Annotated in this window: 12 protein-coding genes; 7 read left to right on the top strand and 5 right to left on the bottom strand. The window is 70.3% G+C overall.

Annotated features, from left to right (window positions below; translation table 11 throughout):
* Nucleotides 1-104: 104 nt before the first annotated feature.
* Nucleotides 105-1202, top strand: a complete 1098-nt coding sequence (locus tag ACP56T_RS00390; RefSeq protein WP_430910151.1) for a CobW family GTP-binding protein — start codon at nucleotides 105-107, stop codon at nucleotides 1200-1202.
* A 111-nt stretch (nucleotides 1203-1313) separates the two neighbouring features.
* The gene (locus ACP56T_RS00385) at nucleotides 1314-2156 is read left to right on the top strand and encodes a GNAT family N-acetyltransferase (RefSeq protein WP_430910150.1); all 843 of its coding nucleotides are present in this window, start codon (nucleotides 1314-1316) and stop codon (nucleotides 2154-2156) included.
* Nucleotides 2157-2162: 6 nt separating this feature from the next.
* Here ACP56T_RS00385 and ACP56T_RS00380 read toward each other — a convergent pair whose 3' ends face one another.
* From ACP56T_RS00380 to ACP56T_RS00360, 5 genes are all read right to left on the bottom strand, one after another.
* Nucleotides 2163-2486: an HPr family phosphocarrier protein gene (locus ACP56T_RS00380; protein WP_430910524.1), complete on the bottom strand. Its 324-nt coding sequence runs from the start codon at nucleotides 2484-2486 to the stop codon at nucleotides 2163-2165.
* 111 nt (nucleotides 2487-2597) lie between these two features.
* Complete coding sequence (locus tag ACP56T_RS00375) at nucleotides 2598-2999, bottom strand: PTS sugar transporter subunit IIA (RefSeq protein WP_430910149.1); 402 nt, start codon at nucleotides 2997-2999, stop codon at nucleotides 2598-2600.
* A 125-nt stretch (nucleotides 3000-3124) separates the two neighbouring features.
* Nucleotides 3125-3622: an HPr kinase/phosphorylase gene (locus ACP56T_RS00370; RefSeq protein ID WP_430910148.1), complete on the bottom strand. Its 498-nt coding sequence runs from the start codon at nucleotides 3620-3622 to the stop codon at nucleotides 3125-3127.
* Nucleotides 3619-5418, bottom strand: a complete 1800-nt coding sequence (locus ACP56T_RS00365; RefSeq protein WP_430910147.1) for a stimulus-sensing domain-containing protein — start codon at nucleotides 5416-5418, stop codon at nucleotides 3619-3621. Before ACP56T_RS00365 ends, ACP56T_RS00370 begins: the two co-directional genes overlap by 4 nt.
* A gap of 35 nt (nucleotides 5419-5453) precedes the next feature.
* Nucleotides 5454-6164 carry a response regulator transcription factor gene (locus ACP56T_RS00360; RefSeq protein ID WP_430910146.1) on the bottom strand — a complete coding sequence of 237 codons (711 nt, stop codon included), beginning with the start codon at nucleotides 6162-6164 and terminating at the stop codon, nucleotides 5454-5456.
* Nucleotides 6165-6458: 294 nt separating this feature from the next.
* On the opposite strand from ACP56T_RS00360, the gene ACP56T_RS00355 reads away from it, so the two are divergent.
* The 5 genes from ACP56T_RS00355 (at nucleotide 6459) to ACP56T_RS00335 (ending at nucleotide 13576) form a co-directional block, all read left to right on the top strand.
* Nucleotides 6459-7247: a HugZ family pyridoxamine 5'-phosphate oxidase gene (locus ACP56T_RS00355; protein WP_430910145.1), complete on the top strand. Its 789-nt coding sequence runs from the start codon at nucleotides 6459-6461 to the stop codon at nucleotides 7245-7247.
* Between the two features lie 130 nt (nucleotides 7248-7377).
* Nucleotides 7378-9183, top strand: coding sequence for a translation elongation factor 4 (lepA, locus tag ACP56T_RS00350; protein WP_430910144.1), 1806 nt, complete (start codon nucleotides 7378-7380; stop codon nucleotides 9181-9183).
* Nucleotides 9184-9283: 100 nt separating this feature from the next.
* Nucleotides 9284-11449, top strand: coding sequence for a methylmalonyl-CoA mutase (gene scpA, locus ACP56T_RS00345; protein WP_430910143.1), 2166 nt, complete (start codon nucleotides 9284-9286; stop codon nucleotides 11447-11449).
* A 141-nt stretch (nucleotides 11450-11590) separates the two neighbouring features.
* Nucleotides 11591-12568 carry a GDP-mannose 4,6-dehydratase gene (gmd, locus tag ACP56T_RS00340; RefSeq protein ID WP_430910142.1) on the top strand — a complete coding sequence of 326 codons (978 nt, stop codon included), beginning with the start codon at nucleotides 11591-11593 and terminating at the stop codon, nucleotides 12566-12568.
* Nucleotides 12569-12592: 24 nt separating this feature from the next.
* On the top strand, nucleotides 12593-13576 hold the full coding sequence (locus ACP56T_RS00335) for a GDP-mannose 4,6-dehydratase (RefSeq protein ID WP_430910141.1): 984 nt from the start codon (nucleotides 12593-12595) through the stop codon (nucleotides 13574-13576).
* Nucleotides 13577-13580 lie beyond the last annotated feature (4 nt).

Genomic DNA, 13580 nt, shown 5'->3' with positions numbered 1-13580 from the left:
CGCCGCCGGATCGGCCCCTCCGGCCAGCGGTGCTCGATCGTTCGGGGCAGGCGTCCCGCGAAAAACCGTTGCTCCCCTTTCGCGGTCTGCTCTAGGCCGGGGGCATGAGCGACGACCCGCGCCGGCCCGAGCCGATCCCCCTGACGGTGCTCACGGGCTTCCTCGGCGCCGGCAAGACCACCCTGCTGAACCGCCTGCTGCGCGATCCCGCGCTCGCCGACACCGTCGTCATCGTCAACGAGTTCGGCGAGATCGGCCTCGACCACCTGCTCATCGAGTCGGTGGAGGAGGACATGATCCTGCTCGGGGCGGGCTGCCTCTGCTGCACCGTGCGCGGCGACCTCGTGGCGGCGCTGGAAGACCTGCTGCGCAAGCGCGACAACGGTCGCGTCACGCCCTTCCGCCGGGTCGTCATCGAAACCACCGGCCTCGCCGACCCCGCGCCGATCCTGCATGCGCTGATCGCGCACCCGTACCTGTCTTTACGCTACCGGCTCCAGGGCGTCGTCACGGTGGTCGACGCGGTCAACGGGGCGGCCTCCCTCGACGCCCACCCGGAGGCCGTCCGGCAGGCGGCGGTGGCGGACCGGATCATCCTGACCAAGACCGACCTCGCCGGGGGCGACGCGGCGGATTTGCGCGCCCGCCTCGCGCAGCTCAACCCCGCGGCGCCGATCGATCCGCCCGACGTCCCGGCGGAAACGCTTTTGGGCGGCTGGTTCGGCCTCGACGGCAAGATCGCGCAGGTGCGCGACTGGCTCGGCGCGGAGGCCGTCGCCACGAGCGGGCAAAGAGACGACCAGGGGCAGGATCCCGGCGCGGTCGACCGGCACGACGCCGCGATCCGCTCCTTCGCGCTCACCAGCGACACGCCGATCCGGCGCGCGGCCTTCGAGATGTTCCTGGAGCTGCTGCGCTCTGGCCATGGCGGCGCGATCCTCAGGATGAAGGGCCTCGTCGCCTTCGCCGACGCGCCGGAGCGGCCGGCGGTGGTCCACGGGGTCGGGCATGCGGTGCATGCGCCCGTCTCGCTCCCCGGCTGGCCCGACGCGGACCATAGCTCCCGCCTCGTGCTGATCGTGCGCGACCTCGATCCGGGCTTCGTCGGAAAACTCTGGGACGCCTTCCTCGGCCGCCCGCGCATCGATTCCCCCGACGCCGCCGCGCTCTCCGACAACCCGCTCGCCCCGCCGGGCTTCTGACCTGAATCGGGCCGAACCCCAGCGGCACCGTCCTTGAAGCCATGAGCCCGACAGGCGCCGCTCGGCGCCGAATCGTCCCGAAACGGGACGGATGAGGGATCGGGACGGGACATGACGCAGCGCTTCCGGGTCATCGAAGGTGGTCTCTCCGGCACGGAGACGGCGGTGCCCGCCTCCGACGCCCCCCGCACCTGGCGGGTCGACCTGAAGCCGGCGGCCGAGGTCGACGGCGGCACCCAGGCCGCCTGGCGCGCCCTGGCGACCCGCGAGGCGGATGCCACGACCTTCGACGATCCCGACTACCTGCTCCCCGCCGCCCACCACCGGACGGACGGCCACAACCTCGTCTTCGCCCTCGCCTGGAGCCGGGGCGAGGAGACGGAGACCGAATCGCTCCACGGGGTCGTGCCCCTCGCGCTGCCCCATCCGGTCTGGGGCCGGGGCCGCGTGACCCACTGGCAGGCTCCGGGCACGGATTCCGCCTCCGAGGGGCTCGTCGAGGCGCGCTACGCCGACGAGGTCGCCGCCGCGCTGCGCCGCCGCCTGGAGACGAGCCCGCGCCGCCTCACCCTCGACCCTTCCGCCCGCACGGCGCCGAAGGCGGCGGAGCGTCCGTCCGTGGCGGCGATCCCCGCCGCCAACGTGGTCGGCGTGCGGCCGGCCCCCGCGCAGGCCGCCGCCGAGACCGAGCATGTCTCGGAACCGGCCCGCATCCGCGACGCGGTGGAGACCTTCCTGGCGCTCGACGCCCGCGCGTCCGACAAGCCTATCGTGGCCGATCCGTCGGAGGCGAACATGGTGCGGGTTGTAAGCCGCCTCTTCGCCAGGCGCCGCCAGGCGAGCGTCGAACTGGTCCGCCGCGACGGCGACGTGGTCTCGGGGGCGTTGCGCCTCGGCAGCGGTCCGCGCGCGGTGACGTGGCGGCAGGCCTCCCTCGAGTCCGAGCGGGCCTGAGCGCGGCTACTCGTCCTCGCCGAAGCGGTTGGCGACCAGCGCCTCGATGGTATCGAGGCAGGATTCGGCATCCGGCCCCACCGCCGTCACGGCGATGGAGGTGCCCTTGGCGGCACCCAGGGTCAGGAGCCCCATGATCGAGCGGCCCCCCACCGTCTCGCCGGCGCGGGTGACGGTGACGGTGGCCTCGAAACGCTCGACCGTCTGCACGAACTTCGCCGAGGCGCGCGCGTGCAGGCCCTTGCGGTTGACGATGGGCAGCATCCGCAGGAACCCGCCCTCGGGCACCGGGATCTCCGATTCGTCGTCGGTGTAGATGGTGTCGTCCATCGCGTGACGCGGACCCCAGGCTGCCGGCCGGAGCGGATCGCCGGCGGACGGGCCGGACATGGCCGCGTCATCCTGGAACCGAAGTAGAGACTCCGGCGCCGCTTAGGAAGACTATTTGCCGGCGAGAACGCGCGAGGCCACGTTGATGTATTTGCGCCCGGCCTCCTGGGCGTGGAGCACGGCGTCCCCGAGGGATTCCTCGTCGCGCACGCTCGCGAGCTTGATGAGCATCGGCAGGTTGATCCCGGCGACCACCTCGACGGCGCCGCCGTTCATGCAGGAGAGCGCGAGGTTCGAGGGCGTGCCGCCGAACATGTCGGTGAGCACGACGACGCCGTTGCCGGTATTGACGCTGCACACCGCGTCCATGATGTCGCGGCGGCGCAGCTCCATATCGTCCTCGGGACCGATCGTGATCGTCTCGAGTTGCTGTTGAGGGCCGACCACATGCTCGAGCGCGGCCTTGAATTCGGTCGCGAGCAGGCCGTGGGTGACGAGCACCATACCAATCATCGAAGCGCGTTCCGACGCCCTGTGAACGGAGCCGCCATTTTGTGCACCGCAACGGATAGCACAAGGCGGACGCGACGTTTTGCTCGCAACGTCGTCATCATCATGCCACGCGGACGAGGCGCGCGCTATGGCCCATGGTCGACCACGGCGCCGAGTCCGGGCGAGTGCGACTGCGAAGCCACGCCATGCGCCGAGGACAGGGCGGAGCGCACGGCCAGCGGTGCGAGCCCCGCGTCGCGCAGGCCCCGCTCGATCGCCAGACGCGGGATCGCGATCCCGCAAAAGACTGCGTAGGCGTCGGCGGGCTCCGGCATCCGGGGCGCCGTGGGCACCAGATCGACCACGAGCCGTACCGGGGCCGAATCGGCCGAGGCGATCCGGCAGAGCCCGATGCCGCGCATCTCGATGAGCCCCGCCACCGCCGGGTGCCCGCGCGCGACGAGCCTCCCGGCGACCGCCTCCAGACGAATCCGGTCGTCCCCGACGAGGGCGGCGGCGGCGCCGTCCTCCCGCGCGCGGTCGATCAGCTGAAGGGCCAGCACCGACTTGCCCGCGCCGGATTCCCCCCGGATCAGGACGCCCGCCCCGCCGAGCACGACGCAGGTGGCGTGCAGGCTCGTCACTCGGCGGCCTGTCTCGGGGCGATCGGCAGGCGCACGATGAAGCGCGCCCCGCGCACCGTGGGCTCGCCCTCCTCGTCGGCGGGGCCGGGCCGGTTCTCGGCCTGGATCGTGCCGCGATGGGCCTGCACGATCTGTCTGGAGATCGAGAGGCCGAGCCCGGAATTCTGGCCGAATCCCTGTTCCGGCCGGTCGGTGTAGAAGCGCTCGAAGATGCGCTCCAGGGCGTGCTCGGGGATGCCCGGCCCCTCGTCCTCGCAGACCAGCTCCACCTCGCCGCGCACCCGGCGCAGCGCCACGCGGACCTTGGCGCCGGGGGGCGAGAAGGAGCGGGCGTTGTCGAGGAGGTTGTTCACCACCTGGCCCAGGCGGCTCGCATGCCCGACGATGCCGAAGGGCGACTCGGACTCGGGGCCGGCCTTCTCGACGTCGAGCAGGATCGGGGCGTCCTTCGCGCGGCGGCGCTCGTTGGCCACCGAGACCACGGTGGCGAGCAGCTTCTGCATGTCGACGCGGCGCGCCTCGGCGCGGGCGAGCTCGGCATCCAGGCGCGAGGCGTCCGAGATGTCGCTGATGAGGCGGTCGAGCCGCTTCACGTCGTGCTGGATGATCTCGAGCAGCCGCCCGCGCGACTCGTCGCTCTTGGCGAGCGGCAGGGTCTCGACGGCGCTGCGCAGCGAGGTGAGCGGGTTCTTGAGCTCGTGGCTGACATCCGCCGCGAAGCTCTCGATGGCGTCGATGCGCCGATAGAGGGCCTGAGTCATGTCGCGCAGCGCGCCGGAGAGATGCCCGATCTCGTCCGAGCGATAGGTGAAGTCCGGGATCTCCTGGCGCGACTTGATGCCCTGGCGCACCCGCTCGGCGGCGTCGGCGAGGCGGCGCACCGGGCCGGCGATGGCGCCTGCGAGCAGGATCGAGAGCACCACCATCACCACGGAGGCGACGAGGAAGACCTGCAACAGGCCGAATCGCTCGGAGGCGATCACCCGGTCGATGGCGTCCCCTTGCGTGGACAGCATCAGCGCGCCGCGCGTGGTGCCGGCCCGCTGGATCGGCACCGCCACCGAGACGGTGGTCTCGCCGAGCTCGTTCCGGCGCACGATGGAGCCCCGCGCCCCGTTCAGCGCCATCTGCACCTCGCGCAGGGACTTGCCGTTGGCGGGCCCCGCCTCGTCCATGGCCGGGCGCCGGTCGAGGCGGCTCAGCACCTGCTGCTGGAAGAAGGTGTAGATGCGCTCCAGCACGCTCGGCGCGGGCGGCTTGGCGCTCGCCTCGGGGCGGGTCAGGTCGGGCCGGGCCGGCAGGGTGCGGGTGTCGAACAGGAGGCCGCCCTCCTGATCGTAGACGCGGGCGCGGTTACCGGTCGGCGTGACGAGGCGGCGCAGCAGCGGCGCCACCTTCTCCGGGTTCAGCGAGAAGGCGAGGGGGGAGGGATCGTCCTCGCCCTCCTTGCCCTCGCCGGCCTGGAGCTGGAGCAGCTTGTCGGGATCGATGCGGATCGTGTCGGTGTCGACGAAGGCCGACGAGGCGATGGCCCCGCCGATGATCTCGCCCTGGATCATCAGGCTCTGCACGCGGGCCTGGATCAGCCCCTGCCGGAACTGGTTGAGATAGAGGAAGCCGAGCAGCAGGACGATCAGGCCGACGAGGTTCAGCACCACGATCCGGCGCGTGAGGCTCGACGACGCGCGCTGGCCGATGGCGCGCACCAGGCCGCGCGGCCAGGAGAGGGGCCCGCCGCGCGGGACATCCTCGTCTTGCTCGGCCGTCACGGGCTTCCGAAGCAGGGGGGTACGCATCGCGCGCGGCATCGGCGGCGGGACGAAGGAGCGGCTCAGCTCTCCTTGAACCGGTAGCCGACGCCGTAGAGCGTCTCGATCATGTCGAAGGAGGTGTCCGTCACCTTGAACTTCTTGCGCAGCCGCTTGATGTGGCTGTCGATGGTGCGGTCGTCCACATAGACCTGATCGTCATAGGCCGCGTCCATGAGGGCGTTGCGGCTCTTCACGACGCCCGGCCGGTGGGCCAGCGCCTGGAGGATCAGGAACTCGGTGACGGTGAGCGTCACCGGCTCGCCCTTCCAGGTGCAGGTGTGGCGCTCGGGGTCCATCATCAGGGCCCCGCGCTCCAGGGAGCGGGCGGCGGCGTCGGCCTCGCGGGCCGCCGTGCCGGCCGGGTCCTTCGGGGCGAAGCGGCGCAGCACCGCCTTCACGCGCTCGACCAGCAGCCGCTGCGAGAACGGCTTATGGATGAAGTCGTCGGCGCCCATCTTGAGGCCGAACAGCTCGTCGATCTCCTCGTCCTTCGAGGTGAGGAAGATCACCGGCAGGTCCGATTTCTGCCGCAGACGCCTGAGAAGCTCCATCCCGTCCATGCGCGGCATCTTGATGTCGAAGATCGCGAGATCGGGCGGAGAGTGCTTGAGGCCGTCCAGCGCCGAGGCGCCGTCGGTATAGGTCTGGATGCGGTAGCCTTCGGTTTCGAGGGCGATCGACACGGATGTGAGGATGTTCCGGTCGTCGTCGACGAGGGCGATGGTGGGCATGCGCGTTCCCCAATTCGGGGGCGATGCGGGCTTCTCGGACAGCCCGCCTTCCCGCCTCCGGCCCCTGTCGGGGCAGGCATCGACACCTGTGCGGCTCAGCTCATTCGGCCCGAAAGGACCGCCGCGACGCACCGCCAGGAAGCGCCCGTTATAGTCATCGCCCGCGAAAAAGCGAGCGCCGGTGGTAGCTTGGCCGTAACGGGCCATCGCGTCGCGGGTCCGGGGGCTCGTGCGCGACGGCCTCATCCCGCTATGATCTCAGGACGATAGGACTTTTCGGGAAGGGGCGGGACGATGGCGGAGACGAGCGAGACGGGGCAGGCCGAACAGCAGGATCGCGGCCCGGCCCGGCCCCTGCCGGCGGCGGAGGCGCCCTTCCACGCGATCGGGCTGGCGCGCCGCCTGCTGCGAAGCACCCGCTCCGGCGCGCTCGCCACCCTCGACGCCGCGGACGGCACGCCCTTCGCCTCCCTCGTCACCATCGCCACGGACGCGGACGGCACGCCGCTGATGCTGCTCTCGCGGCTCTCGGCCCATACCCGCAACCTGGCGGCCGATCCGCGCTGCTCGCTGCTGTTCAGCCAGGGCGGCAAGGGCGATCCGCTCGCCCATTCCCGCCTCACCGTCGCCGGCCGCGCTGAGCGCACCGACGCGCCCCGTGCCCGCGAGCGCTTCCTCGCCCGCCACCCGAAGGCCGCCCTCTACGCCGACTTCCCGGATTTCGGCTATTTCGCGCTGGAGCCTGCCTCCGGCCATCTCAACGGCGGTTTCGCCAAGGCCGCGACGCTGACGCGGGACGAGCTGCTCCTCGACCTTTCCGGCTGCGAGGGCGTGGTGGCGCGCGAGCGCGGCGCCGTCGAGCACATGAACGCCGACCATCTCGACGCGCTCAGCCTCTACGCGGCCACCGAAGGCGAGGGGAGCTGGCGCCTCACCGGCCTCGACCCCGAGGGAATGGACCTCGTCGCCGGCGAGCGCACGGCGCGGATTCTCTATCCCGAGCCGGTGCGCGAGATGGGGGCCTTGCGCCAAGCCCTCGTCGCCATGGCGGCGAAGGCGCGCGAGGCCGCCGCCGGCACCTGAGCCGGCCGCGCTTGGCCTTCCAGGGCCGCGCTGCTATCTGCGGGCCTCAAGAGACTTCCTCACATCCCGAACGGCGCGCGACGCCGCCCGCCTCAGGCGGGCCGAGACAGCGCGCCGGAGACGAGTGCCGATGACCGCGTCCCGGATCGAGAACATCCGCAACTTCTCCATCGTCGCCCATATCGACCACGGCAAGTCGACGCTCGCCGACCGCCTGATCCAGGCCACCGGCACCGTGGCGCTGCGCGACATGAGCGAGCAGATGCTCGACTCGATGGACATCGAGAAGGAGCGCGGCATCACCATCAAGGCCAACACCGTGCGCCTCGAATACAAGGCCGAGGACGGCAAGGACTACGTCCTCAACCTGATGGACACCCCCGGCCACGTCGACTTCGCCTACGAGGTCTCGCGGTCGCTCGCCGCCTGCGAAGGCTCGCTGCTGGTGGTCGATGCCTCGCAGGGCGTGGAGGCGCAGACGCTCGCCAACGTCTACCAGGCGCTCGACGCCAACCACGAGATCGTGCCCGTCCTCAACAAGGTCGACCTGCCGGCCGCCGAGCCGGAGCGGGTGAAGGAGCAGATCGAGGAGGTGATCGGCCTCGACGCCTCGGAGGCGGTGCCGATCTCGGCCAAGACCGGGCTGAACATCGAGGCGGTGCTGGAGGCCATCGTCAAGCGCCTGCCGCCGCCCACCGGCGACCGCGAGGCGCCGCTGAAGGCGCTGCTGGTGGACAGCTGGTACGACGTCTATCTCGGCGTCGTCGTCATGGTGCGCATCATCGACGGCGTGCTCAAGAAGGGCATGACCATCCGCATGATGGGCGCGGATGCCGCCTACGGCGTCGACAAGATCGGCGTGTTCCGGCCGAAGATGGCCGATATCGGCGAGCTCGGCCCCGGCGAGGTCGGCTTCCTCACCGGATCGATCAAGGAGGTCGCCGATACCCGCGTCGGCGACACCATCACCGAGGACAAGCGCCGCACCTCGCAGATGCTGGCGGGCTTCAAGGACGTGCAGGCGGTGGTGTTCTGCGGGCTCTTCCCCGTCGACGCCGCCGAGTTCGAGAACCTGCGCGGCGCCATGGGCAAGCTGCGCCTCAACGACGCAAGCTTCTCCTACGAGATGGAGACGAGCGCCGCGCTCGGCTTCGGCTTCCGCTGCGGCTTCCTGGGGCTCCTCCACCTGGAGATCATCCAGGAGCGGCTGGAGCGCGAGTTCAACCTCGACCTGATCTCGACGGCGCCCTCCGTCGTCTACCACCTGAAGATGACCGACGGCACGACGAAGGAATTGCACAACCCGGCCGACATGCCGGACATCATGAAGATCGACACCATCGAGGAGCCCTGGATCCGCGCCACGATCCTGACGCCGGACGACTATCTCGGCGGCGTGCTCAAGCTCTGCCAGGACCGGCGCGGCGCGCAGATCGACCTCAACTACGTCGGCAAGCGGGCGATGGTCGTCTACGACCTGCCGCTCAACGAGGTGGTGTTCGATTTCTACGACCGGCTGAAATCGATCTCGAAGGGCTACGCCTCGTTCGACTACCACGTCTCCGACTACCGCGAGGGCGACCTCGTGAAGATGTCGATCCTCGTCAACGCCGAGCCCGTCGACGCGCTTTCGATGCTCGTGCACCGCACCCGCGCCGAGAACCGCGGCCGCGCCATGTGCGAGAAGCTCAAGGACCTGATCCCGCGCCACCTCTTCCAGATCCCGGTCCAGGCGGCCATCGGCGGCAAGATCATCGCCCGCGAGACCATCCGGGCGCTGTCGAAGGACGTGACGGCCAAGTGCTACGGCGGCGACATCTCCCGCAAGCGCAAGCTCCTCGACAAGCAGAAGGAGGGCAAGAAGAAGATGCGCCAGTTCGGCCGCGTGGAGATCCCGCAGGAGGCCTTCATCGCCGCGCTGAAGATGGACGATTGAGCGGAGAAGGAACGCCTTCTGGTCGACCAAGGCGGGGATGGCACCGCCCGTTCGCGTCCCTATAATGCGCCGCGACAACGATCGGCGCCCGAGTAGACGAATGACCTCCCGCATCCCCGACTTCACCACCGTGCCTTACGCGGGCGAGGCGATCCCGGCGGTGCCGTTCCCGGCGGGCGAGCCCTGGATGACCCCCGAGGGTATCCCGGTGAAGACCCATTACGGGCCGCAGGACCGCGAGGGGATCGAGTTCCTCAAGACCTATCCGGGCATGGCGCCGTATCTGCGCGGGCCCTACCCGACCATGTACGTCACCCAGCCCTGGACGATCCGGCAATATGCCGGCTTCTCCACGGCCGAGGATTCGAACGCCTTCTACCGGCGCAACCTCGCCGCTGGGCAGAAGGGGCTCTCCGTCGCCTTCGACCTCGCCACCCATCGGGGCTACGATTCCGACCATCCGCGCGTGTCGGGCGATGTCGGCATGGCGGGCGTCGCCATCGACTCGATCTACGACATGCGCACCCTCTTCTCGGGGATCCCCCTCGACGAGATGACCGTGTCGATGACCATGAACGGCGCGGTGCTGCCGATCCTGGCGCTCTACATCGTCGCGGCCGAGGAGCAGGGCGTGCCGCCCGAAAAGCTCGCCGGCACCATCCAGAACGACATCCTCAAGGAGTTCATGGTCCGCAACACCTACATCTATCCCCCGAAGGGATCGATGCGGATCATCTCGGACATCTTCGCGTATACCTCGCAGAACATGCCGAAGTTCAACTCCATCTCCATCTCCGGCTACCACATGCAGGAAGCCGGAGCGACGAACGATCTCGAGCTCGCCTACACGCTGGCCGACGGCGTCGAGTACATCAAGGCCGGCCTCGCGGCGGGCTTGACCATCGACAAGTTCGCCCCGCGCCTGTCGTTCTTCTGGGCGATCTCGACGAACTTCTTCATGGAGATCGCCAAGATGCGGGCCGCGCGCCTGATCTGGGCGAAGCTCGTCAAGGAGTTCGAGCCGAAATCCGACAAGTCGCTGCCCTTGCGCACCCACTCGCAGACGAGCGGATGGTCGCTCACCGCGCAGGACGTGTTCAACAACGTCACCCGCACCTGCATCGAGGCGATGGCGGCGACGCAAGGCGGCACCCAGTCGCTCCACACCAACGCCCTCGACGAGGCGCTGGCGCTCCCCACCGACTTCTCGGCCCGCATCGCGAGGAACACGCAGCTCTTCCTCCAGCAGGAGAGCGGCACCTGCCGCATCGCCGACCCCTGGGGCGGCTCCTACTATGTCGAGAAGCTCACCGCCGACATCGTGGCGCGGGCCTGGGAACATATCCGCGAGGTCGATGCGCTGGGCGGCATGGCCAAGGCCATCGAGGCCGGCATCCCGAAGCTGCGCATCGAGGAGGCGGCGGCCCGCGCCCAGGCGCGCATCGATTCCGGCCGCCAGACCATCGTCGGCATCAACAAGTTCAAGCCCGAGGACGACCGCATGGTCGAGCTGCTGCGGGTCGACAACGGCAACGTGCGCACGCTCCAGATCGACAAGCTGAAGCGTCTGCGCTCCGAGCGCAGCCAGGCCGATGTCGACGCGCGGCTGGCGGCGCTCACCCAGGCCGCCAACGGCGAGGGCAACCTGCTGGCGCTCGCCGTCGAGGCGGCCCGCGCCAAGGCCACGGTGGGCGAGATTTCCGATGCGCTGGAGAAGGCCTGGGGCCGGCACCGCGCCGAGATCCGCTCGATCTCAGGCGTCTACAAGCGGGAGGTGGGTGGCATGTCGCCGGTGGTCGAGCAGGTGCGCGGTCTGGTCGAGGCGTTCGAGGAGAACGACGGGCGCCGCCCGCGCATCCTCGTCGCCAAGATGGGCCAGGACGGGCACGATCGCGGCCAGAAGGTGATCGCCTCCGCCTTCGCCGATCTCGGCTTCGACGTGGATATCGGGCCGCTCTTCGCCACACCGGCGGAGGCCGCGCGGCAGGCGGTGGAGAACGACGTGCACATCGTCGGCGTCTCCTCGCTGGCCGCCGGCCACCTGACCCTGGTGCCGGAATTGAAGGCGGCGCTCACCGAGCAGGGCCGCGAGGACGTGATGATCGTCATCGGCGGCGTGATCCCGCCCGGCGACTATCCGGCCCTCTACGAGGCCGGCGCCTCGGCGATCTTTCCCCCCGGAACCGTGATCGCGGATGCCGCGATCAAGCTCATCGGCGAGCTGAACGGCCGGCTCGGCTACGTGGAGCGGCAGGCCGCCGAATAGCGGCCGCCGACCCGGCGCGAGCGCGGCTGGAAACGTTTTGACCTGCACGCCGGCGGGCTATACCGCGATGCAGTCGGGTGAGGCTCCCGAGCGTCCGGCCGCCGGGGCGCCTCATCCATCGTCGAGGGACGGCCCAATCGCATGAAGTCAGCTCTGATCACCGGCATCACCGGCCAGGACGGCGCCTATCTGGCGCAGCTCCTCCTGGGCAAGGGCTACAAGGTGCACGGGCTGGTGCGGCGCTCCAGCACCACGGACGTCAACGACGTGCGTCTGCGCTGGCTCGGCATCGCCGGCGACGTGAACGTCATCGACGGCGATCTCTCCGACCTGTCGAGCCTGATGCGCATCGTGCGCGCGGCCCAGCCCGACGAGGTCTACAACCTCGGCGCACAGTCCTTCGTGAAGACCTCCTGGCAGCAGCCGCTGCTCACCGGCGCCATCACGGGCCTCGGCTGCGCCGCGATGCTCGAGGCGGTGCGGCTGGAGAAGCCCGACGCGCATTTCTACCAGGCCTCCTCGTCCGAGATGTACGGGATGATCCAGGAGCCGATGCAGAGCGAGACGACGCCGTTCTACCCGCGCTCGCCCTATGCCGCGGCCAAGCTCTACGGCCACTGGATGACCGTGAACTACCGCGAGAGCTTCGGCATGCACGCGTCGAGCGGCATCCTGTTCAACCACGAGAGCCCGCTGCGCGGCATCGAGTTCGTCACCCGCAAGGTCACGGACGGGGTCGCCAAGATCAAGCTCGGAATGGCGAGCGAGCTGCGGCTCGGCAACATCGACGCCAAGCGCGATTGGGGCCACGCCCGCGACTACGTGAAGGCCATGTGGCTGATGCTCCAGCAGGAAGCGGCCGACGACTACGTCATCGCCACCGGACGCACGGTCTCGGTGCGCGACATGTGCGAGATCGCCTTCCAGCATGTCGGCCTGCCCCTGGAGAAGCACCTCGTCATCGACCCCGAGCTCTTTCGCCCGGCGGAGGTCGACGTTCTGCTCGGCAACCCGGCCAAGGCCAAGGCGAAGCTCGGCTGGGAGCCGGAGACCTCGCTGGAAGACATGATCCGCGAGATGGTCGACGCCGACCTCGCGCGGCTGTCGACCGGCCGCTAGCCCCGTCCACGGCGAGCCAGGCCCGTGAGCGGACAGGAAGGCGCCCCGCGCGTCCTCGTCACCGGCGCCGCTGGGTTCGTCGGCGGCCATCTCGTCGCGGCCCTGGCGCGGGCGCTGCCGCCGGGCTCGACCGTCCTCGCGGGCCTTCGCGGTGCCGACAGGGCGCCCGACGGCGCGACGGCGCTGCCCTTCGACGTCACCGACGCCGCCGGCACGCGCGAGGCGGTCCGCGCGGCGCGGCCCACCTGCGTCGTGCATCTCGCGGCGATCGCGGCCCTTCAGGAGGCGCGCTCGGACCCCGCCCGGACCTGGCGGATCAACGTCGAGGGGACGATGAACCTCGCGGCGGCGACGCTCCGCGAGGCGCCGGGGGCCCGCTTCCTGTTCGTCTCGACCTCGGAGGTCTATGGCGGCACCTTCAAACGCGGCACCGCGCCCCTCGACGAGGGGGCGCTGCTCGACCCGACCAACCCCTACGCCGCCTCCAAGGCCGCCGCCGACCTCCTGATCGGCCAGATGGCGCGCGACGGGCTGAAGGCGGTGCGGATGCGCCCGTTCAACCATACCGGGCCGGGGCAGTCGGAAGCCTTCGTGGTGCCGGCCTTCGCCGCGCAGATCGCCCGCATCGAGGCCGGCCGGCAGGCTCCGGTCATGAAGGTCGGCAACCTGGAGGCGCTGCGCGACTTCCTCGACGTGCGCGACGTGGCCGCCGCCTACGCCGCCGCCGTTCTCGCACCGGAGCTGGAGCCGGGGCTGATCCTCAACATCGCCTCCGGCCGTCCCCGCCCGATCCGCGACGCCCTCGACGCGCTCACCGCGCTCGCCCGCGTGCCCGTCTCGGTGGAGCCGGACCCAGCGCGGATGCGCCCCAACGACACGCCCTTCGCGGTCGGCGATGCGACGCGCGCGAAGGACCTGCTCGGCTGGGCGCCGCGCATCGCCTGGGACACGACCATCGCGGACACCCTGGACTTCTGGCGCGAGCGGGTCGCGCGAGAGCCGGCCTGATCCG

The sequence above is a fragment of the Methylobacterium endophyticum genome, from assembly GCF_050591105.1.
GTDB lineage: Bacteria > Pseudomonadota > Alphaproteobacteria > Rhizobiales > Beijerinckiaceae > Methylobacterium.
The sequence above is the reverse complement of the archived record's forward strand: the minus strand, read 5'-3'. Positions and strand labels throughout refer to the sequence as shown.